Raw genomic sequence first — 23,841 nt, 5'->3', positions numbered from 1 at the left:
GATCAGTAGCCTGATTCTCGGGACTCGTCGCAGCGCAACCATGAAAGCACTCCTTTCATGATAGGTCTCGCCGCACATTTGGGCCGTATAGGGTATCTGCGTATAAACCACCATGCAAAAGTGCCGGCAACATCGTATTTTTAAAAGACAAGCAGCTTTGCATGGGACCAGAGTAAGCGCTGAAGCGCCAACTCTGGTCGACACCGGAGTCACGCATGAGAAGCGTTGTGCTGGGGGGCGGAATCGCGGGGGTCACGGCCGCCTACTACCTCGCCAAAGAGGGCCGCGAGGTGACGGTGATCGACCGCCAGCCAGGCGTCGCGCTCGAGACCAGCTTTGCCAACGCCGGTCTGGTCGCGCCGGGGCACTCGTATACGTGGGCGTCTCCGCGTGCGCCGAAAATCCTACTGAAGTCACTCTTCGTCGAGGGGCAGGCGCTACGGCTCAAGCTCAACGCAGATCCTCACATGTGGGCCTGGTGCTTCCAGTTTCTGCTCAATTGCACGGCGGAGCGTTCGCGTCAGAACACGACGCGCAAGGTGAGGCTTTGCCGCTACGCACAGAGTCAATTGCAGCAGCTCACCGCGGCCGAACGCCTGGAATACGATCGCACCAGCCGCGGCCTGTTGTATCTCTATCGCGACGAAGCTTCTTTCGCGCGAGGCACGCAGAACATGTCGATCCTCGCGGACAACGGGCTGAGACTCGAAACGCTCGATGCGGCGCAGGTGGTCGCGCGGGAACCGGCGCTTGGGCCCGCCCGTGACAGGATCGCAGGCGCGATTTATTGCCCAACCGATGAAAGCGGTGATGCGCGTTTGTTCACCTGCGGGCTGAAGTCGGTGTGCGAGCGCCTGGGCGTGCGTTTCAAATTCGATACGTCCATTAGCGCGATCGAGGCGTCCGGCGACCAGGTAGTCGGGGTGCGTACGCCGGCGGGGCTCGTGCAAGGCGACGAGTTCGTCCTCGCGCTCGGCTCCTGGTCGCCCATTGTGGCGCGTCGATTGGGCTATCGACTACCGGTGTACCCGGTGAAGGGTTATTCGGCCACGTTCCCTGTTGGGCCGAATCACCGTCCGCCGACGCTGGGCGGCGTCGATGAGAACAATCTCGTGGCATGGGCACGTTTTGGCCAACGGCTGCGTTTTACGGCGACCGCCGAGTTCGCCGGCTACGACACCCACCACACCCCCGCCGACTTCAGGCAGATGCTGCAGGCCGCACGCGAGTTGTTCCCGGATGGCGCCGACTATGACAGCCCGTCGTACTGGGCGGGTCTTCGCCCGATGACGCCCGAGGGAACGCCGTTGATCGGCCGCACGCATCACAGGAACCTGTATCTGAACACGGGCCACGGACACATGGGGTGGACGATGTCGTGTGGCACTGCGAAACTGCTGGTCGACATCATGGCCGGCCGCCAACCCGAACTCGACATGACAGGGATGACACTGAAATGAGCACGATCCCACTGCAGGATGATGCCTACGCAAGGCTCGATTTCGTGCTGGACGACGGCATCTGCCGGCGTGCCGCCATTGGGCTCGTGGTCCTTGCCACCGATCACACGATCGAACACGAATGGCGCCGCCTGCTGACGCAAGATGGCGTGGCGTTCTACGAAAGCCGCGTGCTCAACTCGCCGGACATCACGCCCGAACGGCTGTTGGAGATGGATGCGCGCATCGCATCGGCGGTCGCGCTGATTCGTCCCGCCGAGCGGATCGATGTCGTGGCGTTTGGCTGCACGTCGGCATCGATGGTGATCGGCGAGGAAAACGTATTCGCGCGCATCCACGAAGCGCGCCCGGGCGTCGCGTGTACCACACCGATTACCGGCGCGCTCGCTGCGCTACGCGCACTGGGCATTCAGCGCGCCGGACTGTTGACGCCCTATGTGCGCTCGATTAACGACTATATGCGCGACTACATCGAGGCACGCGGCGTCGGCATTACGCGCATGGCGTCGTTCGAGCATGCGAATGACAACGAGGTGGCACGGATAGACGCGGCCTCTCTGCGAGCCGCCGTGGAGCGCCTTGCAGAGAACCCAGACGTGGACGCTGTTTTCGTCTCATGCACGAGCTTGCGCATCGCCGAACTGATTCCAGAGCTTGAGGCAAGGATCGGCAAGCCGGTGATATCCAGCAACTTCGCGATGGCTTGGCACGCGTTGCGGCTAGCAGGCGTGGAAGACCGGGAGCCTCATCTCGGGAGGTTGTTTGCCCAATGATCGCGTTGACCTTAGCCTCAGTCAGCGCTGCGCGACGCTCGATTCCGACGAGCTTGCCGCTACCGAATCGCCCCACCCGCCGCCCAATGCCCGGATCAGATTAACCGTTGCGACTGCCTGCACACCCGACAATTGCACTGCGGCCCGCTGCGTCTGCAGCGTGGTGCGTTCTGCATCGATCACGTCGAGGTAGTTAACGGCGCCTTCCGTATACTGCGCCCTGGAAATTGTGGCGGCACGATTGGACGCGCTGACGGCTTGCGCTTCCGTGCGTGTTTGCTCCTCCAGAATGCGCAGATCCGAAAGGTTGTTCTCGACCTCTTGGAACGCAACCAGCACCTGCTGCCTGTAATTCGCCGCGGCCTCCTCGAACACGGCGCGAGCGTTCGCGAGGTTGCCCTTGCGCCGCCCTCCGTCAAAGACAGGCACAGCAAGCGCGGTCCCGGCCAATGGCCCAAGGAGGAAAGCGCGGCTCGACCATTTGAAAAGATCGCCTAGCGTGGCGGATTCGACCCCTGCCGCACCCGTGAGCGACAGCGACGGAAAGTAGGCGGACTTGGCCACGCCAATCCGTGCATTGGCCGCAGCCATTGCACGCTCGGCGGCGGCAATGTCCGGCCGGCGTTCCAGCAGTGAAGATGGCAAGCCCGGCGGAATGCGGATCTGCACCGGCACAAGCGGGTTTGCCGCCATGGAGAACTGTGCCGGCGCCTTGCCCAGCAGAACCGCAAGGCTGTGCTCGGAGGATGCACGCAGCCGCTGCGCGGTCATCGCGTCGGAGCGCGCGGTAGCGAGTTCGGACTTCGCTCGGGCCACGTCCAGTTCGCTGATGTCCCCCTCATTGAAGCGATGCTGCACGAGTTCAAGCGTTTGTTCGCGCAGCGCAACCGTTCGCGTATAAACCTCCAGCTCCGAGTCCAGTTCACGCAAGTTGAAGTAATTCTGCGCCACGTCCGCTTGCAAAGCCAACTGCACTGAACGAAGCAACGCTTCGGTTTGCTCGGCATCCGCGCCGGCAGCCTTCACTGAATCGGATACCCGGCCGAACAAATCGACTTCATAGGACGCCGTGGCCTGTGCGCGCCATAAGGTCTGCGACGGCACGTTGACGCCATCAGCTTCAAGCAGCGACGCAGGGGAAACCTTTTCGCGCGTTGGTCCGAATCCCGCGTCTATCGATGGAAACAAACCGGAGCGGGCCGTTTGCTGAATGGCTCGCGATTCCTTCACGCGCGCCGTCGCTGCTTTCAGGTTCTGGTTGGCATCCAGCGCTTGTTGCTCGAGATCGTTCAGCGTGGCGTCATCGAAAATGGTCCACCATTGGCCGCGGGCAATATGATCCGACGGTTGCGCGGTCTTCCATGTGCCGGCGTCCGCTTGGGCAGCGGTATCGCCAGCGCTCGATTGAACCGGTGTTTCCTTGAACGCGGCCGGGGCGTTCACATCAGGCCTTTCATACACCGGCGCCAGCGAGCACCCGGCCAGCACCAGCAACAATGCCGACAAGCCCCAACCCCGGTTGCTTAAATATGGTTTTGTCATGTCCATTCCGTTCTGTTAAGCCTCGATCGATGCGTCGATACCGCGCATGTGCGGATGCAAGCCATGCTTGTCCACTACATGCTCGTTGCCAGCGAGCTTACGCAGCACCACGTAGAACACGGGCGTGAGCAGCAACCCGAAGAGCGTTACGCCAAGCATGCCGAAGAACACGGCAATGCCCATGGCTTTGCGCATCTCCGACCCGGCGCCTGACGAAATCACAAGCGGCACCACGCCCATGATGAAAGCGATAGACGTCATCAGGATAGGACGCAAACGCAAGCGGCTTGCCTCGATAGCCGCTTCGACAATCGACCGTCCCTGCATCTCCAGCTCCCGCGCAAACTCCACAATGAGAATTGCGTTTTTAGCCGACAGACCGACCAGCACCATCAAGCCAATTTGCGTAAAGATATTGTTGTCGCCGTGAGTCAGCCAGACGCCCAGCAGCGCCGAGAAAATACTCATGGGCACTATCAGAATCACCGCGAGCGGCAACGTCAGGCTTTCGTACAGGGCAGCCAATACCAGATACACGAGAAGCACGCTGACAGGAAATACCACCAGCGCCGCGTTGCCCGCCAGCTCCTGCTGGTACGTCAGGTCGGTCCATTCGAACTTGAAGCCGCGCGGCAGTGTCTCGGCTGCGATACGCGCGACGGCCGCCTGTGCCTGACCGGACGAATAGCCGGGTGCCGGGCCGCCGTTGATATCGGCTGCGGTATAGCCGTTGTAGCGCACGACCATCTCGGGCCCGAACGTCGGCGTCACCTTGACGAGCGAGGACAAAGGCACCATTTCGCCATTGGCGTTGCGAGTCTTGAGCAAACCGATGGCGTCGGTGCTCGAGCGGAACGGCGCGTCTGCCTGCACGCGTACCTGGTACACCCGGCCGAACTTGTTGAAGTCATTCACATAGAACGAGCCAAGATAGACCTGCATCGTGCTGAACACATCCGTTACCGACACCCCAAGCTGTTTCGCCTTGACCCGGTCCAGATCGACGTTCAGTTGCGGCACATTGATCTGATAGCTGGAGAATGAGGGCCCCAGTTCCGGCGTTTGCGCCGCGCGTTTGATGAACGCCTGCGTGGCGTCGTTCAACGCGGAATAGCCTAATGCCTGGTGATCTTCGATCTGCAGTTTGAAGCCACCCAGCGTTCCCAGCCCCAGGACCGGCGGCGGCGGGAACACAGCAATAAACGCGCCCTTGATCGTCGAAAACCGCTTGTTGAGTTCGGCCGACACACCACTGGCGGTGACCGTGCTTGATTTACGTTCATCGAACGGCGTCAACCCGAAAAACACGACGGCGGCGCTGGACGAGTTGGTAAAACCGTTGATCGATAGACCGGGAAACTGCACGGCGGAGATTGCGCCCGGAACGTTCTTGCTGATCTCGCCCATCTGGCGGACAACGTCCTCCGTACGATCGAGCGAAGCGCCGTTGGGCAACTGGACAATGCCAATGAGATATTGCTTGTCCTGCGCCGGCACGAAACCGCCCGGGACAATTTTCTCCATCAGCACCGCGCCGCCCAGCAGGACCAGATAGATCCCCAGGATCGCTGCCTTGCGATTGACGAAGGTCGCCACGCCTTTGCTGTAGTTTTCAGAACCGCGATGGAACACCTTGTTGAAGAGCCTGAAGAACCCACCGAACACGCGATCCATGCCACGCGTCAGCCAGTCCTTCGGTTGATCGTGTCCCTTCAGCAGCAGTGCTGCGAGCGCCGGCGACAAGGTCAACGAGTTGAACGCGGAGATCACCGTGGAGATGGCGATGGTCATCGCAAACTGCTTATAGAACTGACCCGTCAGGCCCGACATGAACGCCAGCGGTACGAACACGGCGACGAGAGTAAGCGCAATCGCGATGATCGGTCCGCTCACCTCCTGCATCGCCTGATAGGTCGCATCCCGTGCTGAAAGTCCGGACGAGATGTTTCGCTCGACGTTCTCCACCACCACGATTGCGTCGTCCACCACAATGCCGATCGCCAGCACCATGCCGAACAGCGACAGTGCATTGATCGAGAAGCCGAATGCCAGCAGCAGCGAAAACGTCCCGATGATCGACACCGGGACCGCAAGCAACGGAATGATCGAGGCACGCCATGTCTGCAGGAACACAATCACCACCAGCACGACCAGCGCAATGGCTTCAATCAGCGTATGAATCACCGCGTCAATGCTCGAGCGCACGAACTGCGTGGGGTCATAGACGATCTCATACTTCACGCCCGGCGGCATGTCGACTTGCATCTCCTTCATTGACTGCCGGACTTGATCCGATATTTGCAGTGAATTCGCGCCCGGTTGTTGAAAGATCGTCAGGGCGACCGCGGACTTGTTGTCAAGCAGCGCGCGCCGTGCATAGTCGGACGCGGCCAATTCGACACGCGCTACGTCGCGCAAATGCGTGACAGCGCCATCCGGCGAAGTCTTCAGCACGATGTCCTGGAACTGAGCTTCGGTCTGCAAGCGCCCTTGCGTATTGATGTTCAATTGCAGGGGTACGTTCGCCGTGGTCGGTGACGATCCGATCACACCGGCCGCTACCTGGATGTTCTGCTCGCGGATCGAATTGACTATGTCAGTTGCTGTCATGCCTCGCTCGGCGACCTTCTGCGGATCGAGCCACACGCGCATCGAATAATCGCCCGAACCCCACAGGTCGACCTGCCCTACGCCCTGGATTCGTTCGAGCCTGTCCTTGACGTTGATCAGCGCGTAGTTGCGCAGATACGTTGACTCGTAGCGGCCGTTGGGCGAGATAAGGTGAACGACCATGGTCAGCGTCGGCGATGACTTGATGGTCGTCACGCCGAGCCGTTGCACGTCGTCAGGAAGACGCGGCAGCGCCTGCGAGACGCGGTTCTGCACGAGCTGCTGTGCTTTGTCCGGGTCCATGCCCAGCTTGAACGTGACGGTCAATGTCAGCTTGCCGTCGCTGTTGGCTTGCGACTGCATGTACAACATGTTCTCGACGCCGTTGATCTGCTCTTCCAGCGGCGAAGCGACCGTCTCCGCAATGACCTTCGGATTGGCGCCCGGATACTGCGCATTTACGATCACCGACGGCGGCACGACTTCTGGATACTCGGAGATCGGCAGGTTGAACATGGCGATCACCCCGGCCAACAGAATGATCGTCGACAACACGCCCGCAAAAATAGGTCGGTCGATAAAAAACTTGGAGATGTTCATGACGGTTTGTTTATCTGCATGAGAGGGTGCATGAGCGTTCGGGTGGCGCTGCCTGGAAGCACACGCCCTATGAAGCGTCCTTGACCGGTGTGGATGTGCCGGACATGACGACCACGTTCGGCTTGATGACGTCGTTCGGCCGCACCCGTTGCAAGCCGTTGATGACAATCCGCTCGCCCGGCTGGAGACCCTTGACGATCACGCGCAGCCCGTCGTTCTGCGTGCCCAGCGTCACCTCCCGGTACTGTGCACGGTTGTCGTGATCCACGACCATCACGAACTTCTTGTCCTGATCGGTGCCAATCGCGGCATCGTCGATCAGCACTGCCGGATGCGGCGCGCCTCCACCCACCTTGATGCGCGCATAGAGCCCGGGTAACAACGCACCGTCGCCGTTGTCGAATCGCGCGCGCACCCGGATCGTGCCCGAGCCGGTATCAAGGCGGTTATCCACCGAGTCGACCTTGCCTTCGCGCGAGTAGCCGTCCTCGTTCGCCAGCCCGAGCGAGACCGGCACACTTCCACGCGAGTCATGGCTGAGATACCGCAGATACGTTTGCTCGTCGACATCGAACGATGCATAGATGGGCGAGACCGAGACGAGCGTGGTAAGCAACGGGGCACTCGACCCCGTAGAGACGATGTTGCCCACCGTCATCTCGGCACGCGACACACGGCCCGATACCGGCGCGACAATGTTCGTGTAACCCAGATTGATCTTCGCTGTTTCGAGCGCTGCTTGCGCCGCCTTCAAATTCGCCTGCGCTTCACGCGCGGCGTTTTGGGCCTGATCGTAGTCGCGCTTGGCGATGGCGTTATCCACCAGCAAGCGGTCCGCGCGCGCGGCGTCGGTGGACGTATAACCATTGCGCGCTTGCGCCGCCGCTAGCTGCGCTGAAGCACGATCCACTTCCGCGACGTAAGGGCGCGGATCGATAGTGAACAACGGGTCGCCTTTCTTGACCAACGCGCCGTCCTTGAAGTGCACCGCGACAATGGTGCCCGACACGAGCGGCCGGATCTCCACTTTATCGATCGCTTCCAGCCGTCCGGAATAGCTCTGGTAATCCGTCACCGACCTGGCAACAACCGGAGCCACATCGACTTCCGTCGGCGGTGCGGCATTCGACGCGGCAACCGCCGAGTTGACCGGCGAATCGCCGTGACCATGAAATACCGTCAATGCGCCTGCCCCGGCCAAGACGAGCGTTGCGCCAAGCGCAGCGTATTTCCGATTGCGTGTGTTGGACATTTTTTTGCTCCGATTAAATCGCTATCAATTTTTATGAATTGCTACGAGGGCTTAGCGTCTGTGTGCTTTGACAGCTAGCCGTTTCTGGAAGAACGCCACGACATCGGCTAGCGCCGCCGGATGCCTCCCCAGCTCATGGTGAGAAGCGTTGCGATGCCGTGTGACTTCGGTGGGCACCCCTGCGGCAATCAGTTCGCCCGCGTACTTTTCGGCCTCGACGTGCAGCAGATCCTGCTGCGCACTGGCGATCAGTGCCGGCGGCAAACCAGCCAGCCGGCGCGACTCAATCGGGGCCGCGTATGGATGCAGCCACTGCGATGCATTGGGCAAATAGGCTCGATAACATTGCGCGCATTCGCTCACTCCGAGATCCGGATCGACAATCTCGTCCTCCTTGGCCATCCGCGTCATGCTGGGATCAAGCAAAGGCGCGAGCAGCGCCTGCGCCGCAAAGGCGAACTCGCCGCGATCTCGCGCAACCGCGGCAAGACAGGTCGAGAGATTGCCGCCGGCATCGTGACCGGCCACGCCCATGCGCCGTGCATCCGCACCTTGCGCGCGCGCATTGGCCACCGCCCATTGCGTGGCGCGGTAGCCATCTTCGAGTGCGGCAGGAAATGGAAACCGGGGAGACAGCGAGTAACCCACCGACACCACCCAGGCTTGCGTATGCCGGGCGATCGTCGCTGCGGCAATCTCCGCGTCGTCCGGCGAGCCGCGGACAAAACCCCCGCCATGGAAATAAATAACGATCGGCAAGAGCGCGCCTTTCGAAGCCGGGAGATAGCTGCGCACCTTGATGAGTTGCGCGTGACCCGTGATCGATACGTCTTCGATGCTAAGCGTCGGATCGCTCGTCGATTGCATGTTTCGTGTGACGCGTTTTGCGCCATTCCGCCAAAGTTACGATGCGTGGCATTGTGGACTTCAGCGCAATTCTGATAAATGGTTATAATCCAGAACACAATTCGCTCGCTCGGAACAATCGCGATCGGACCTGCCCATTTCTACTTGAACAGCGTGCTGTCGCGTGTGCGGCGAAGCGCTGAAGGTGAGGCAACATGGACCGGCTACAGGCAATGCAGGTATTCACGAAGATCGTGGAGATGAACAGTTTTTCCCGTGCGGCAGATGCGCTGGGCTTGCCGCACGCCTCCACCACCACGATCATCAAGAACCTGGAGGCACACCTGCGTGTACGCCTCCTGCAACGCACGACAAGACGGTTGAACCTGACTCCGGAAGGTGCGCAATATTACGAACGCTGTCTGCGCATCCTTGCGGAGATAGACGAAACTGAGGACTCCCTTTCAAATACTGGAAAGGGTCCGCGAGGCAAGCTTCGCATCGACATGCCGGGGTCTATCGGCAGGTTGATCGTGATGCCCCGGCTGCTCGAATTCCGCGAGCGCTACCCTGACATCGACCTCATGGTCGGCTTCGGAGACAAGCCCGTGGACCTGGTGCAGGATGGGGTGGATTGTGCGATTCGCGTCGGCGAGCTGGAGGATTCGAGTCTGGTCGCACGACGCCTGGGTGAGCTTCAGACGCTGACTGCCGCAAGCCCCGCTTATATCGAACGCCATGGCGAGCCGACGAATCTGGACGACCTGCGGCAACACCTGGCGGTACAGTATTTCTCCAACAGGACGGGTCGTATCAAGGACATGAATTTTGTTGTCGACCGGACAACGACCGCGGTCAAGATGCGGGGTGCACTAGCCGTGAACGACGCCGAAGCCTACGTGATGTGCGGCGTAAAGGGCGCCGGGATTGTCCAGGCGCCCCAGTTCATGCTGTTGCCGCACTTGCGTTCCGGCAAGCTGGTCGAGGTGCTGCCGCAGTGGAAACCGCTTCCCATGCCTATCGCGGCGGTGTATCCGCACAACCGTCATCTGGCGCCCAAGGTTCGCGTGTTTGTTGACTGGATCGCGTCGGTCTTCGAAAAATGTCCGTTAATGTCCAGCAGCATGGACATTCAAGGCCCCTGCCTGATTGACGAAACCGACCACGAGGCAGGCTTTTACAGCACGGCCCGCACGCTTGCCGCACCTGCGCAAGCTTACGCGTGATAAACCGGGCTTAGCTTGCCCAATTCGTCATCAACAAGAAAACTATTCTTGTCTGCGAGACGAAGTCGATGACCGAGGCCGCGGGTGTCACACGCCCAAACAGTCGCCTTTAACGTCCGGGCAGCAGCGAAAACCGGCGTGGCGAGTCTTCGCATCGGTTGCGTAGATTCGTACCCGAAGACCCGCACCGTGAGATGCGCTTCTGCTAAAAATCGTATTCGCTTATATTTCCGGTCCCTTGTTTTTGCCGCATCACACTTCACTCACACCTTGCTCAAAAGGAAGCTGAAAGTGAATACATATGATGTGGTTGTGATTGGGGCTGGCGTTATCGGCAGTTCGGTAGCATTTCAGCTTGCAAAGCTGGGCGCGAAAAACGTACTCGTGCTTGACCGGGGCACGATTGGGGCCGGAACAACATCGCAATCATCTGGCATTTTGCGCACCCATTACTCGGTGAAGGAAAACGTCGAGTTGGCGCGTAAATCGTGGGACGTCTTCAACAACTTCGCGTCCTATCTGGGCGACGACGAAGCGTCGTGCGGGCTAGTCAAGTGTGGCTACATGATTGTTGCAGCTGAGGGCGACAAGCTTGAACCGCTGCGGGCGTCCCTGAACCAGCAGAAAGAGCAAGGCATTCCACTCGAACTGCTCGACGCAAAACAGGCTAGCGAGCTGCTTCCCATCGCACAGTTCGGCGATGCCGCCCTGATTGGCTACGAGCCCGAGGCCGGGTTTGCTGACGCCTACCTTGTGGCCACCGGCTTCGCCCGCGCAGCACGTCGTGCCGGTGTGACCATCCGCGAGAACGCTTCGGTCAACAAGATTCTTATCGAAAACGGCGAGGTCGTCGGCGTCTCCACCAGCATCGGCGACTTCTCTACGTCGATGGTCATCAGCACCCAGAACATCTGGACACCGGAACTGGCTGGCTGGACCGGCAAGTCCCTTCCTGTCATGCCCGAGCGCCATGCTGTGCTGGCGCTCGAATGTGAAGCCGCAAAGTACACGTTCTCGATGCCCGTCTTCAAGGACCTTGCATCGCCGGGCATGCTCTATTACCGCAGCTACGGCGGCAACCAGATGCTCGTCAGTGAAGGCGTGGTGGGTGAAAAGCTCAACACGACCGAAGTGGAGCAAGGCGACATCCCGATGGACTACGTCATCGAAGTCGGCGCCCAGGTCGCCGAGCGCTTCCCCGAATACGAGACTGCCGGGATTGCTTCGTCGTGGACGGGCGTCTATGACGTGACGCCGGACTGGAACCCTGTCCTCGGCAAGTTGCCCGGAATTGAAGGCCTGGTGGTTGGCTACGGCTTCTCCGGTCACGGCTTCAAACTTTCACCGACAGTCGGACGAGTGCTTGCGCAGGAAGCGCTCGGCCTGCCGACCGACGTGTCGCTCAAGCCGTACTCCATCGAACGCTTTACGACTGGCGAACTGTTGATCGGCAAATACGGTCTCGGCGCGGTGTCCTGAGGTCAAAACCATGTCTGCAATCGATGTGCGCCCGATCGCATCGGTTCCGATAGAACCCTGGCGCAACGGCGGCGGGGTCCCGAGGACCCTTGCGACGGGAAACAGTCAATGGCGAATCAGTCTGGCCGAGATTGAGCGTGACGGTCCGTACTTGTGACTATCGAGCCGTCCGGTATCAGAATAAACGACTGAAATGACGAGGAAGATGAGATGAAGGTTATTACCGCAGTAAAGCGCGTGGTGGACTACAACGTGAAGGTCCGGGTAAAAGCCGACGAAAGCGGCGTGGACATCGGCAACGTCAAGATGTCCATGAATCCCTTTGACGAAATCGCCGTGGAAGCGGCGACGCGTCTGAAGGAAGCTGGCAAAGCGACTGAGGTCATCGCCGTCTCTTGCGGTCTGTCGCAAAGCCAGGAAACACTGCGTACTGCGCTGGCTATCGGCGCGGACCGCGGGGTGCTGGTCGAGACGGACGCAGAATTGCAACCACTTGCCGTAGCAAAGCTTCTCAAGGCAGTCGTTGAAAAAGAGCAACCTCAACTGGTCATCCTCGGCAAGCAGGCAATCGACGACGACGCTGGCCAGACGGGTCAATTGCTCGCCGCTCTCCTCGATTGGCCGCAAGCCACCTTCGCCAGCAACATCGAAATCAACGATGGCACCGCAACGGTGACGCGCGAAGTCGACGGCGGCCTTGAGGTCATTTCGTTGCGTCTGCCGGCGATTGTGACCACGGACCTCCGCCTGAACGAGCCGCGCTACGTGACCTTGCCGAACATCATGAAGGCAAAGAAGAAGCCGATTGAGGTGTTCAAACCTTCCGACTTTGGTATCGACCCGTCGCCGCGTCTCAAGACGCTGAAGGTCGTTGAACCTCCAGTACGCAAGGCAGGCGTGATGGTGCCGGACGTCGCGACTCTCATTGAGAAACTGAAAACCGAAGCAAAGGTGATTTAATTGACGACGCTTGTTATTGCCGAACACAACGCCCCGAAGGAAGCCCCCTTGGGGGGCGACGCTCAAATCAAGAGCGCGACGCTTCATACCATCGCCGCCGCGAAGCAGCTTTCGAACGGCGTCCACGTCCTCGTCGCTGGCAGCGGCGCACAAGCTGCAGCAGAAGCGGCGAGCAAGGTCGAGGGCGTGGACAAGGTCATCCTCGTCGATGCGCCCCAATTCGCGGACGGTTTGGCGGAAAACGTCGCGGCGCAGGTGCTGGCCCTGGCAAGTAGCTACTCACATATCTTCTTCCCCGCCACGGCTGCCGGCAAGAACACAGCTCCGCGCGTGGCAGCGAAGCTCGATGCGTCCCAGATTTCCGACGTCATTGCTATCGAGTCCGACGACACGTTTCAGCGCCCCATCTATGCTGGGAACGCTATCGCAACTGTGCAGTCGAGCGACGCGGTGAAAGTCGCGACCATTCGTACGACAGCGTTCGATGCAGCCCGCGCCGAGGGTGGGAGTGCGGCTATCGAAACGGCGCCGGCTGTCGCTGATTCTGGCCTGTCAACTTTCATCCGCCGTGAAGTCGCCACAAGTGACTGGCCTGAGCTTACTGCGGCGCGCGTCGTCGTATCAGGTGGTCGTGGTCTGGGCAGCAAGGAAAACTTCGCCCTTCTCGACCCCTTGGCGGAGAAGCTCGGTGCTTCAGTCGGAGCATCTCGTGCAGCGGTGGATTCGGGCTATGCACCGAACGACTGGCAAGTCGGCCAGACCGGGAAAATCGTTGCACCGGAACTCTATATCGCTATCGGCATCTCGGGCGCCATCCAGCATCTGGCCGGCATGAAAGACTCCAAGGTCATCGTCGCAGTCAATAAAGATGCTGACGCGCCTATCTTTGGAATTGCCGACTACGGTCTCGTCGGCGACCTGTTCGAGGTACTGCCCGCGTTGACACAATCGCTGTAAGCGCTCGCGAAAAGAACCGCGCATCGCCTCTCTTGGAGCTGGAACATCAGATCAAGAGGAATCGAAAACTTGTTTGCCCACGATGCACTTCGAACACAATCCGGTGCAAAACGAACCTGTCCTGACTGAGGAAGGTGGTGAATGTGCGTGTCCACACACCGTAAAGTAAGCCGGTCAAGAAACGGAGATTCGCGCGCGGTCTCAACAGTCAGCCCGTCATCGGTGTCATGGCGCGTTGAAACGCATCCAGCTCGAGGCAAGCAGAATAAATATGATCGATGCGAGGAAAATGCGCCGTATCAAGCCCCATCTTCCGCGCGTTGTAGACCTGCGGGATCAGGAAACAATCGGCGATGGTCGGTAGATCGCCGTGGCAGAACAGCCCAGTTTGCCGACCCTTGCCGAGAACCGCTTCAAATTGGCCGAAGCCTTGTTCGAGGTAGTGAAGCGCCCATCGCAGGGTTTGGATGTCGCCAAGTGAAAACTCACGGCTCAGCCGAGCCCGCGTCTTCATGCTCGATAACGGATGCATCTCGCAGGCAATGTGCAGCGCCAGGCTGCGCACATGCGCCCGCTCATGCGATGAACCAGGCATGAGCGCAGGCGACGGACACCACTCCTCCAGGAATTCCAGTATCGCGAGCGACTGCGCAATGTGACGCCCATCGGACTCGATAACCGGCACCAGCGCCTGCGGATTTATCGACAAAAATGCTGGCTGCCGATGCTCGCCGCCGTCCTTCGACAGATCCACGCTGAACGACTCGTAAGCGATTCCCTTCAGGTTGAGCGCGATGCGCACGCGAAGCGACGACGAACTCGCCGGGTACTCGAAGAGCTTCATGTCTTCCCTTTTGTTGAAAGGCGCGCACGCGCTGCATGCGCACCTCATCGCCCTGCACGAACACGCAAATCAAAAGTAATGCTGCAAGCCGATCCGCAAGGAAAGCTGATGATCGTTTGACGAAGGCGACAGCGAAGGCAAGTCTGCCAGCGCACCGCCATTCGCCTTCTGGAACGTGACTTCGGCATAAGCCAGTGTCCGCTTGGACAGCTGATACAAATTTGCAAGGCCCACGGTGCTATATCCCTTGCCCGCAAACTCGGTGTGGAAGCCACCCAAACTCACGGTGTTGGCGACGCTCGCCTGGTAATCCACGCCGAGTTCTTCGGTCAGCGCAGTCTCCGTATCCTGCCGTGTCTGCAGATGCGCCTGATCGATCATGCCGTGAATGCGCCAGCGATCGCCGAGCTTGTAGGTTCCCGCCACGCCGATGATCCGCGTGTTGTCCGCCACGAAAGACGCGCCGCCTGCCAGGTTCTGCCCCATGAAACTCGTGTAGCCCAGCTGCGTATTGAAAGCATACGTGCGATGGTTCGTGTCGCTATAGACGGCGCCGAGTTGCAGCGGCCCCGTCGCATAGAGCACCGCCGCGCCGATGTACCGGCCGAGCGCAGTGTTGGCGTCGCTGAACGAATACATGGTGCGAATGCTGAAGCCGCGATAGCCCGGGCTCGCATACTTGATCGAATTGCTGAGCGGCGTTACCGCCGCATTGTCGATATTGTCCGGGTGATACATGAAGTTATTGAACTGCACCGCGCCGTTCGCGTTCGGCGTAAAAACTTCGTTTGTCAGATCCCACTGCCGGCCGAGCGTCAGCGTGCCCCACTGCTGGCTGGTTAGACCCACATAAGCCATCCGGCTGAACTGATAACCCGATATCGCAAAGCGGCCGTTGTTCGAGAAGTAGCCATTTTCCAGCTTGAAAATGGCGCTCAAACCGCCGCCAAGATCTTCCGAACCGACGAAGCCGAACTTATCCGGCACCGCGATAGGTCCCATGACAACCGCCTTGCCGCCATTCTGATTGCTGACGTAGCCAATCCCTTCGTCGATACTGCCGTACATGGTGAGGCTACTGGTCTGTGCTTCGCATCGATCGATATAGCCGATACAAATAGCCGTCGCAGCAATGAGACTAATATTCTTTAGCATTACTAATCCTATGGAAGATATCAAAATCGAGCAAATTTAAACACCGGCCGATGCCGGCCGGATCAAGGTTGAATGTCTGATGCCAAACTGGATTGAATCGGCCGTAGCCAAGCGCGCGTAGAAGCTAAACGTCCGGCCGGACGTCCTGCGCGATGCGGTTACGTCAATGGTTCATGCGTCGAAAGCGCCTTCCAGCAGGCTTCCATAGTGCTTCGGCTTTTGCGCGATGTTCAGCGTTTTCAGGCAGTACCAGAGCAATGCGGCATTGCTGGCGATCACGGGCTTGTTCACGAGCGCTTCAAGCTTTTCGATAGCACCGGCGAGCCGGATTCCCGCGCAACTGATCACGAGCGCATCGAACGGTCCTTTGAGCGTGGCCGCCAGTTCGAGCCATCGTTGTGGATGCAGCATCCCCTGATCGTAGGGGGTGTCCTGCGGCAAGCTTTCTTCCACAACGACACGCAGACCCTGTTTCTCGAAGAACGCAACTTCCGCTTCCACCACCTCACGCCTATAGGGCGTCATCAGCGCAATGCGGGTGGCCTTCACAGCCGCCAACGCCGCCATGACCGCTTGAATCGTCGTGACCGACCGGATGCCGGTCGCAGCCTGCACGCGGCGGTTGATCTCCTCCGGGCCGGCAACAACGCCCGCCGCGGTGCAGTTGAGCGCGATCAGGTCCACGCGGGCATCGGCGAGCAGCATGGCGTGCGATTCGAGATCGTCGATCAGCGCCTTGTCCGATGCGATCGACGTATCGCTAAACGGCAGCCGCGTGGTAAGAAACTGCACGCCGTCGGGCGCCATCATCTGCACTTCATAGTCGCAAAGACCACCCGATGGATACAAATGCCCAATGCGCGCCACTTCGCCGAATCCACAACTCATGGAATGTCCTGTGGCGACGGTTAGCTTCGAAGGCGCGCATGGCGCACCGCGGTACGGTCAGCGAAGCTGCTTCAGCTTTTCAGCGATACCGCGCCGGGCGTCATCGAAGGGCTGCTCCAGTGCGGGCTGCGCGTGAGCGCAATGGCTGCGGCTGCCACCAGCGCCGAGCCGGCGAACGCGTAGAAGTTCCACTGGACATCAGCGCCTTGGGAAGCCAGGTACGCGCCGACCATCGGACCGCTCATTGCGCCGAATCGGCCGACGCCCACCGCCCAGCCCGTAGCGCTCGCCCGGGCATGCGCACGGTAGTAGTTGGCGATGTAACCGAGCTGCACCATCGCCACACCAATGCTGCCGAAGCCCGCGAGCGCCACCAGCACGTAGTTCATGATAAGACCGCTCTTGATCGCGAGACTGGAGATGGCGATTGCACCGACCACATAGCCGCCCACGATGGTCTTGCGCGTGCCGAGAAAGTCGCTGATACGCCCGATCAAAATGCCGCCCAGCGCCGACGAGAGCATGAACACCGCGAGGAACGAGAGACTCGGGCCAAGGTCGTAGCCCATCTTGCGCATGAGTTGCGGCAGCCACGTGCCGAGGCCGTAGATCACCATGACAGCAGCGACCTGCGCCACCCACAAGCTGATGGTGGCGAGCACGTTCTGCTTCGAGAACACTTCGCGGAACACGGCACCAACCGTCGGTTTGGGCAGCGGGTCCTTGACGCGCTGCTCCAGTTCGACGGCCGCAATGCCGAGCTTCCTGGCAAGCGCCGCCGCTTTCGCGTGACGGCCACGTGCAATCAGGAAGTCTAGCGATTCGGGCAGCATATAGAACAGGAACGGCACTGCGAGCAACGGCGCGGCGCCGAGCGCCACGACGAAGCGCCAGCCATGCGAGCCGAGAAACGCCATGCCCATCACCGCCGAGAGCAACGCGCCGATCGAATAGCCGGAGTACATCAGCGCGAAGTTGAGGTTGCGCTTTTCAGGCGGCGAAAACTCGATCGTCAATGCCGCTGCGGCCGAAATCACGCCACCAAGGCCCAGTCCGCCAATAAACCGTGCCGCCGAAAACACGAAGGGCGTGGGCGCGCAGCCAGCGCCGATCATCGAGAGCGAGAAGAGCGTCACGCAGCCAATCAGCAACAACTTGCGCCCGACCAGATCGCTCACCACGCTGATGAAATACGACCCGATGAGCGTGCCGAAGAGCGCGGCGCTGCCCATCGCGCCGACCTCAATGGGCGTGAGTTTCCAGTTGGTGTCCGCGAGAAGCGAGGGAACGATCGTGCCCATCACGCCAATGTCGTAGCCTTCGGCCACGATGGTGAGAAAGCACAGGATCAGCACCAGATACGTCGTTCGCGCGGGGGGATGGAACGCGTGGGACGCCGCGCTATCGGACAAAGCCGCCATGAAGGCACCTCAATATTTAGCATAGCAAATGATGTGGACCAGGATCTGCAGGCGCGACCGTTCCGCACGCCCAGACCGGACGCGCCGGGTTTCAAGCCGTCGCGAGGTCAGGAACGTCGTGCCGATCCGCGTGATGATCTAAATACAGAATGACATTCTTTATTCGAGCATGTCAAAAGATTTTCAAAAATCCGTTCTGTTTCTTTTTGACGACGCTGAACATTGCAACGCGCTCGATGTGCGCAATTGCACTGCAGCAAAAAATCAGCGCGTGCGCGGCTCGGTGTCGGGCTCAGTACCGCCCAGTAGTAGATCCGTCATCATGCTGGCGATCTGGTCAATGTCGCGCACGTCGCCAATCCGGTGATTGATCACGAAGCCGTCGAACGCCATCCAGATCACGTGCGCGAGCATGTTGCCCTGCACCACCGACGACCGCTCCGGCGGTAACGAGTCGCGCAGCAATGCGCCGATGAAGGCATCGACGGTATCGATCAGCTTGAACGGCTTGCCCAGGTTCGGCGGCGCACTTGCGAGTGCGTCGATCAGCGCGTTGGCGAACGTGTGGTCCGTGGACGGAATGTCGGACCAGAGCCCCACTAGAATGCGCTTGATGCGCGCCCTCGGCGTATCCAGGCTCATCACCTCTTCGCGCAGCAGGTCGAGCTGCTTCGTGAGCCAGGGCTGGTAAATCTCATAGAGGATGACGAGCTTCGAGTCGAAGTAGACGTACAGGTTCGCGACCGTTGTTTTGGCGAGACGAGCAATCTCGGTCATGGTGGTCGCCGAATAGCCCTTGCTGCTGAACGCCGAAAACGCGGCCTTCAGGATGGCCTCCCGCACTTCTGGTTTCTTGACCTGCGGCACTGGGTCTCCTCGAACTGGATGATCTACGGGTATCGCCAGGCACCGGCGTCCCTACTTCTTCGCCCGCCAAGCCAAGCGCGGGCGCCCGCCATTCTAGCAATCCCCCTGTTTCCATCGACGAACAACGCGTGACGCATAACGCTTGACAAGCCTTTTTTTTGAAAACAGAATGCCATTCGTTATTGACGAACATCTGCTTCCCTTTCGAGGACGATCGCATGACTAACATTCCCGCCCCTGAAGGCACACTCACTGGCCGCTACGCCGAACTGGGCTCGGGACTGATTCCCGTCGAGCCATACATCTCGGCCGACTACTTTGCGCGCGAGAAGGCGCACATCTTCAAGAAGACGTGGCTGCAGGTCGGCCGCGTGGAAGAAATTCCGGAAGCCGGCGACTATTTCGTCAAGACGCTGGCCGCGTGCGATACGGAAATCATCCTCGTGCGAAACAAGCAGGGCCAGATTCGCGCGATGCACAACGTCTGCTCGCATCGGCTCAATCAGATTGCTTACGAGAAGACCGGTCACACGCGCAAATTCTTCTGCAAGTTCCACGGCTGGGCGTACGACCTCGACGGCAACCTCACCGGCGTGCCCGACGAAAAGTGCTTCTTCGGCCTTTCGCACGCGGACTATGCGCTCACGCGCGTGTCGTGCGACGTGTGGCAGGGATTCATCTTCGTCAACATGGATCCGGAGCCCGCGCTCTCGCTGGACGAATTCATGAAGCCAATGTACGGCGACATCGAAGGCTATCCGTTCGACAAGATGACGGTTGGCTTTGCGTGGGAAACGGTCGTCGATTGCAACTGGAAACTCGCGCTCGACGCTTTCCAGGAGGCGTATCACGTGGCCTACGTGCACGGCAATTCGATTGCCGATGCGATCGACAAGAGCGACGGCGGCAGCATGCCGCCGCTCGACGCGCTGTGCGGCGAGTTTCATCGGCGGCTCTCGCTCGCGGGCAACCAGAAGTCCGTCTATGGCAACCCGAAGGCGGTCACCTCGGGCGGCGCGGCGGCGAGCGAAGCCTTGTCAGATGCAAGCGCGAAGCGGCCCATTGCAGCGGCGGCGTTGCGCGCGGGCATTGGCAGCGCGCGCCATGCGTTCCCGCTCGACGCGCTGCCCAAGGGCGTGAACTGGACCAAGAGCCCGAACTGGCTCTTCGACATCAATGTCGTCTTCCCGGACTTCTATCTCTCGCTACGCCCGAACTATTGCCAGGCGTACAACTTCCGCCCGATCGCGCACAACAAGACGCTGCTCGAAGCGCGCGTCTATTACCCGGAGATGACGACGCCCGGCGGCCGCTTCTTCCTCGAATACATGAAGGTCGCGTTGCGCGACGTGCTGCTCGAGGACCTGAGCACGCTCGAGCGCACGCAGCGCGCCGCCGAAACCGGCGTGAAGAAATTCATGGTGCTGCAGGATAACGAACTGCTCGTGCGCCACAGCTATCACGTGATCGAGCGCCTGCTGGCCGAAGCTGAAGCGAAGGAACAACCCGTGGCGGCCGCCGCCTGAGGAGCATGAACGTGGAAGAAAAAATCATCGTAATGACTGGGCGCAGCCAGATTTCAAAAACGACACCCGCAACTTTACCCGACGCGTTTGCCGACCTCCAGCCGTTCGTTGAACGCTGGGCGCTGGCAACGGAAACCGAGCGCAACACACAACGTCATGCAGTGGGCATGGACGCGATTCTCGCGTTCAAGGACGCCATGCTGCCGCGCGTGGACGCCGTGGTGCAGTGGCTCAACCCGTTTCCGCTCAACGCGTTGCCCGATGTGGCGAAGCCACTGATGTACCTGCTGCTCTCGTTCGCGGAGGTCGCGCCTGCAGTTGAGTTCTACAAACAGCCGGCGGTCATCGACGGATACGATCCGCGGCGCTTCGTGGCCGATGAAACGTTCACGATGCGGCCCACCATCTGACGTCGCGCAGCATTCACAGAGGAACAACACCATGCCCAAGTGCCGCATTTTTGGCATCGACGACGGTCTCAAGCAGGTCGTCGCCAACGGCCTTTATATGAAGCTCTACATCGGCGAATCGATCAGCGTCGCGGTGATCAAGTTCGTCGAAGAGGCGGGACGCGAACTGCCGGCGAAGGCGCACGACCACGGCGAGGAAGCGTCGCTGCAGGTGAGCGGCGGCTGCTCGATCTTCGAAGTGCGGCCTGGCGAAGCCGATGTCGAGCGCGTCATGAATGCGGGCAGCGCGGTAATCATTCCCGCCGGCCTGAGCCACTATGGCGTGAACCGCTTCGAACCGGCTGGCATCAGCATGCGCCTGAACGTGGTCACGCCGCCGCGCGCCGAGTATGGCAGCGGCGATGAAACGCCCTACTATCCGCTCGCGGACCGGGAAGGGGCACGATGAGCACCATCAACACGATGTCCTGCCAGCACGTCTCAAGCGGTGATCGCGTGGAAGGCGCCGCGCTCTCCGCCGGCATCCAGACGTTACGTCAAAACGAAATCATCGATATCGAAGCGGGCACGCTCGGCGAAGAAGTTGGCGCGATTCTCTCGGGCCGCATCGACGTTGTTGCCGCGGGCGAGCACTACGTTCTCTGCGCAGGCGAAGCCATTGTGATTCCCGCCGGCGAAGCGCGGCGCTTCACGTGCCTCACCGAGCGCGGCGAGTTGTATCGCGTCACCGTTCGTGCGTACGACAGCGCGTACGGCAATGTGCCGGAGCGAGCATGAACACGCATTCACACGTGGCGATCGTGGGCGCGGGCCACGCGGGCGGGCGCGTGGCGCAGCATCTGCGCGCGCTAGGCCACAGCGGCCGCGTGACGCTGATCGGCGCCGAAGCGCATGCGCCTTACGAGCGACCGGCATTATCGAAGGAAATGCTGCTGGGCACGACAGCCAGCGAAAGCCTCGTACTCGCGCCGTCGGCATTCTGGATGGACGACGCGCTCGCGGGCATCGGCATCGAACGCGTGCATGCAACGGTCGAGTCGCTCGACGTCGATGCCCGCCGCGTGCGACTTCATGACGGACGTCATATCGGCTTCGATCAACTCGTCGTGGCGACGGGCGCGGCGGCGCGTCGCTTGCCGGTGCCCGGCCGCGACCTGCCTGGCGTACACGTGTTGCGCACGCTCGATGACTGCATCGCGCTGAAGGCCGCGTTTCCGGCGTGCCGCGAACTGGCGATCATCGGCGGCGGCGTGATCGGCATGGAAGTCGCGTCGAGCGCAACGAAGCTCGGCATGCGCGTGACTGTGCTCGAAGCGGGCAGCGCGATCATGAACCGCTGCCTGCCGCCGCTCGTGTCCGCGTGGCTCGAAGCTCAGCATGCGGAACACGGCGTCGCGGTGAAGAAGAACGTGCGCGTGGAGAAGATCGTGAAGACGGGCGAGCGGCTGCAGATCGTAGCCAGGTCCGGCGATGAGCGCTTGCTGACCGATGCCGATTGCGTGCTGATGGCGACCGGCGCCAACTGCCATCCCGCTTTCCTGCACGGCACGGGTCTCGCGGATACGCAAGGCGTGCACGTCGATGCCCGCTGCCGCAGCCTGCTCGCCCCGTGGCTTTATGCAGCCGGCGATGTCGCCTACCTGCGGGACGCTGAATCCGGCGTCGCGTTGCGCCAGGAAACGTGGCGCAATGCAGAGAACCAGGCGCGCGCCGTCGCGGAAATGTTGCTTGGCCGCAGCGAGCCGTATCGCGAAACGCCGTGGATGTGGACCGATCAGCACGGCCACGCCATTCAGGTGACCGGCACACCCGACGCCGCGCACGAATGGATCGTGCGCGGCAGCCTGGAAACGGCGAACGCAACGGTCGTGGGGCTGCGCGACGGCTGCGTGCAGGCGAGCGTGACGATCAACCAGAGCCGCGACCGGCGTCACATCGAAGCGCTCGTGACAGGCCGCCAGGCAGTGGACACGCTGCGTATCGCCGATACCCGGCATGCACTGAAAACGTTCCTCTGATCATGACGACCCTACCGGCTTTGCTTTCACTTGAAGAACGCGTGGCGCGGCTGGAGGCCATCGACGCCATTCGCCGTTTGAAAGCCCGCTACGCCGCGCTCGCCGACGCCAAGTACACCAGCGACTACACGCGTCAGCCCGACGCCGTCATGCACGACGTCGCGCGGCAACAGGCCGAGTGCTTCACGCACGACGCGGTCTGGGTCGGCGGCTCGGGCTTCGGCAATGATCTAACGGGACGCAAAGCGCTGCACGACTGGTTCCTTCGTTCGCCCTGGCGCTTCGCCATGCATTACTACACGAGCGAAACGATCGATGTCGACGTTCGCACGGGCATCGCACACGCAACCTGGCGGCTCTGGCAACTGGCGTTGCGCGATGACGACGCTCACGCCGTCCTCCTCGGCGCGATCACGGAAGAAAAATATGCCGTCGATGATGCGGGCCACTGGCTCGTGAGTGAGATGCGCTTCGTGCAACTGAAGATGATGGAGTCAAGTGCGATCCCCTTTCCCATTGCGAATGATTTTGGCGCGCTCGCGGCCATGCGAACGCGCGGTACAACCCTTACGGAATGAACATGAACGATTCCCCCATGGCACCCACCGCGCCCACGGCGAGCAAGGTCATCGCGTTTGCGCCTGGCCACTGCGATACACACTCCGCATGCCACGACCAAGCCTTGCCGATTGCCGAGAACATCTGCACGGTGCGCTCGAACGACTGGGTCAACCCCGAATACAAGCATCTGGTGCTGAGCGCACCTGCCACCGCGCTCACAGTCGTTGCAGGACAGTTCTTCCATCTCGCGTGCCCGCCGGGCACCGATGAAGCCGCGTACCTGCGCCGCCCGATGAGCATCTACCGTGTGGAAGCGGACGATGAACGCATCGAGTTCCTTTACAAGGTGCAGGGCGTGGGCACGCGCGGCCTCGCGCGCCTGGCTCCACGCGACACGCTCGACGCGCTCGGCCCGCTCGGACAGGGCTTCAGGTTACCGGCCGTCG

General features: G+C 60.6%; 23 protein-coding genes. 14 read left to right on the top strand and 9 right to left on the bottom strand.

Annotated features, from left to right (window positions below):
* Positions 1-215 precede the first annotated feature (215 nt).
* Together EOS_RS06040 and EOS_RS06035 are read left to right on the top strand one after the other, a co-directional pair.
* Positions 216-1,460, top strand: a complete 1,245-nt coding sequence (locus EOS_RS06040) for a D-amino acid dehydrogenase (RefSeq protein WP_047845695.1) — start codon at positions 216-218, stop codon at positions 1,458-1,460.
* Positions 1,457-2,233: a maleate cis-trans isomerase family protein gene (locus EOS_RS06035; protein ID WP_047845694.1), complete on the top strand. Its 777-nt coding sequence runs from the start codon at positions 1,457-1,459 to the stop codon at positions 2,231-2,233. The genes EOS_RS06040 and EOS_RS06035 overlap by 4 nt, the downstream gene beginning before the upstream one ends.
* 21 nt (positions 2,234-2,254) lie before the next feature.
* Here the strand turns inward: EOS_RS06035 and EOS_RS06030 are convergent, their stop codons facing one another.
* The 4 genes from EOS_RS06030 to EOS_RS06015 form a co-directional block, all read right to left on the bottom strand.
* The gene (locus tag EOS_RS06030) at positions 2,255-3,775 is read right to left on the bottom strand and encodes an efflux transporter outer membrane subunit (protein ID WP_047845693.1); all 1,521 of its coding nucleotides are present in this window, start codon (positions 3,773-3,775) and stop codon (positions 2,255-2,257) included.
* Positions 3,776-3,790: 15 nt separating this feature from the next.
* Complete coding sequence (locus EOS_RS06025) at positions 3,791-6,985, bottom strand: efflux RND transporter permease subunit (protein ID WP_047845692.1); 3,195 nt, start codon at positions 6,983-6,985, stop codon at positions 3,791-3,793.
* Between the two features lie 67 nt (positions 6,986-7,052).
* Positions 7,053-8,237 carry an efflux RND transporter periplasmic adaptor subunit gene (locus tag EOS_RS06020; protein WP_047845691.1) on the bottom strand — a complete coding sequence of 395 codons (1,185 nt, stop codon included), beginning with the start codon at positions 8,235-8,237 and terminating at the stop codon, positions 7,053-7,055.
* Between the two features lie 51 nt (positions 8,238-8,288).
* Positions 8,289-9,104, bottom strand: coding sequence for an alpha/beta hydrolase (locus EOS_RS06015; protein WP_047845690.1), 816 nt, complete (start codon positions 9,102-9,104; stop codon positions 8,289-8,291).
* A gap of 194 nt (positions 9,105-9,298) precedes the next feature.
* Here EOS_RS06015 and EOS_RS06010 point away from each other — a divergent pair, with 194 nt between their 5' ends.
* The 5 genes from EOS_RS06010 to EOS_RS05995 all read left to right on the top strand — a co-directional run bounded on the left by EOS_RS06010 (position 9,299) and on the right by EOS_RS05995 (position 13,705).
* Positions 9,299-10,309 (top strand): LysR family transcriptional regulator, encoded by a 1,011-nt coding sequence (locus tag EOS_RS06010; RefSeq protein ID WP_082163234.1) that lies wholly within the window; start codon positions 9,299-9,301, stop codon positions 10,307-10,309.
* Positions 10,310-10,600: 291 nt separating this feature from the next.
* Entirely contained in the window at positions 10,601-11,788 is a 1,188-nt protein-coding gene (locus tag EOS_RS06005; RefSeq protein ID WP_047845689.1) for an NAD(P)/FAD-dependent oxidoreductase, read from the top strand.
* A gap of 10 nt (positions 11,789-11,798) precedes the next feature.
* Positions 11,799-11,945, top strand: a complete 147-nt coding sequence (locus EOS_RS44205; protein ID WP_082163233.1) for a HutD family protein — start codon at positions 11,799-11,801, stop codon at positions 11,943-11,945.
* 53 nt (positions 11,946-11,998) lie between these two features.
* On the top strand, positions 11,999-12,748 hold the full coding sequence (locus EOS_RS06000) for an electron transfer flavoprotein subunit beta/FixA family protein (RefSeq protein ID WP_047845688.1): 750 nt from the start codon (positions 11,999-12,001) through the stop codon (positions 12,746-12,748).
* Positions 12,749-13,705: an electron transfer flavoprotein subunit alpha/FixB family protein gene (locus EOS_RS05995; protein ID WP_047845687.1), complete on the top strand. Its 957-nt coding sequence runs from the start codon at positions 12,749-12,751 to the stop codon at positions 13,703-13,705.
* Between the two features lie 208 nt (positions 13,706-13,913).
* Here the strand turns inward: EOS_RS05995 and maiA are convergent, their stop codons facing one another.
* From maiA to EOS_RS05970, 5 genes are all read right to left on the bottom strand, one after another.
* A complete protein-coding gene (gene maiA / locus EOS_RS05990; protein ID WP_047845686.1) occupies positions 13,914-14,549 on the bottom strand; it encodes a maleylacetoacetate isomerase in 636 nt (211 codons plus the stop codon).
* A 69-nt stretch (positions 14,550-14,618) separates the two neighbouring features.
* Positions 14,619-15,704 carry a porin gene (locus EOS_RS05985; protein ID WP_053063777.1) on the bottom strand — a complete coding sequence of 362 codons (1,086 nt, stop codon included), beginning with the start codon at positions 15,702-15,704 and terminating at the stop codon, positions 14,619-14,621.
* Between the two features lie 171 nt (positions 15,705-15,875).
* Positions 15,876-16,592 (bottom strand): maleate cis-trans isomerase family protein, encoded by a 717-nt coding sequence (locus tag EOS_RS05980; protein WP_047845685.1) that lies wholly within the window; start codon positions 16,590-16,592, stop codon positions 15,876-15,878.
* 71 nt (positions 16,593-16,663) lie between these two features.
* Positions 16,664-18,013, bottom strand: a complete 1,350-nt coding sequence (locus tag EOS_RS05975; protein WP_047845684.1) for an MFS transporter — start codon at positions 18,011-18,013, stop codon at positions 16,664-16,666.
* Positions 18,014-18,277: 264 nt separating this feature from the next.
* Positions 18,278-18,880, bottom strand: coding sequence for a TetR/AcrR family transcriptional regulator (locus tag EOS_RS05970; RefSeq protein WP_047845683.1), 603 nt, complete (start codon positions 18,878-18,880; stop codon positions 18,278-18,280).
* A 218-nt stretch (positions 18,881-19,098) separates the two neighbouring features.
* Between EOS_RS05970 and EOS_RS05965 the strand changes: the two genes are divergently transcribed.
* From EOS_RS05965 to EOS_RS05935, 7 genes are all read left to right on the top strand, one after another.
* Positions 19,099-20,406 carry an aromatic ring-hydroxylating oxygenase subunit alpha gene (locus tag EOS_RS05965; protein WP_047845709.1) on the top strand — a complete coding sequence of 436 codons (1,308 nt, stop codon included), beginning with the start codon at positions 19,099-19,101 and terminating at the stop codon, positions 20,404-20,406.
* Positions 20,407-20,417: 11 nt separating this feature from the next.
* Positions 20,418-20,816 carry a hypothetical protein gene (locus tag EOS_RS05960; RefSeq protein WP_047845708.1) on the top strand — a complete coding sequence of 133 codons (399 nt, stop codon included), beginning with the start codon at positions 20,418-20,420 and terminating at the stop codon, positions 20,814-20,816.
* A gap of 31 nt (positions 20,817-20,847) precedes the next feature.
* The gene (locus EOS_RS05955) at positions 20,848-21,264 is read left to right on the top strand and encodes a cupin domain-containing protein (RefSeq protein ID WP_047845682.1); all 417 of its coding nucleotides are present in this window, start codon (positions 20,848-20,850) and stop codon (positions 21,262-21,264) included.
* Positions 21,261-21,593 (top strand): cupin domain-containing protein, encoded by a 333-nt coding sequence (locus EOS_RS05950; RefSeq protein ID WP_047845681.1) that lies wholly within the window; start codon positions 21,261-21,263, stop codon positions 21,591-21,593. Before EOS_RS05955 ends, EOS_RS05950 begins: the two co-directional genes overlap by 4 nt.
* Positions 21,590-22,834 (top strand): NAD(P)/FAD-dependent oxidoreductase, encoded by a 1,245-nt coding sequence (locus EOS_RS05945; protein WP_047845680.1) that lies wholly within the window; start codon positions 21,590-21,592, stop codon positions 22,832-22,834. Before EOS_RS05950 ends, EOS_RS05945 begins: the two co-directional genes overlap by 4 nt.
* Before the next feature lie 2 nt (positions 22,835-22,836).
* Positions 22,837-23,412 (top strand): nuclear transport factor 2 family protein, encoded by a 576-nt coding sequence (locus EOS_RS05940; RefSeq protein ID WP_047845679.1) that lies wholly within the window; start codon positions 22,837-22,839, stop codon positions 23,410-23,412.
* Positions 23,413-23,414: 2 nt separating this feature from the next.
* Positions 23,415-23,841 (top strand): FAD-binding oxidoreductase (locus EOS_RS05935; RefSeq protein ID WP_326972901.1); only part of this gene is annotated, 427 nt, incomplete at its 3' end.

It is taken from the genome of Caballeronia mineralivorans PML1(12) (assembly GCF_001028175.1).
In the GTDB taxonomy this organism is placed as follows: Bacteria; Pseudomonadota; Gammaproteobacteria; order Burkholderiales; family Burkholderiaceae; genus Caballeronia; species Caballeronia mineralivorans.
The sequence above is the reverse complement of the archived record's forward strand: the minus strand, read 5'-3'. Positions and strand labels throughout refer to the sequence as shown.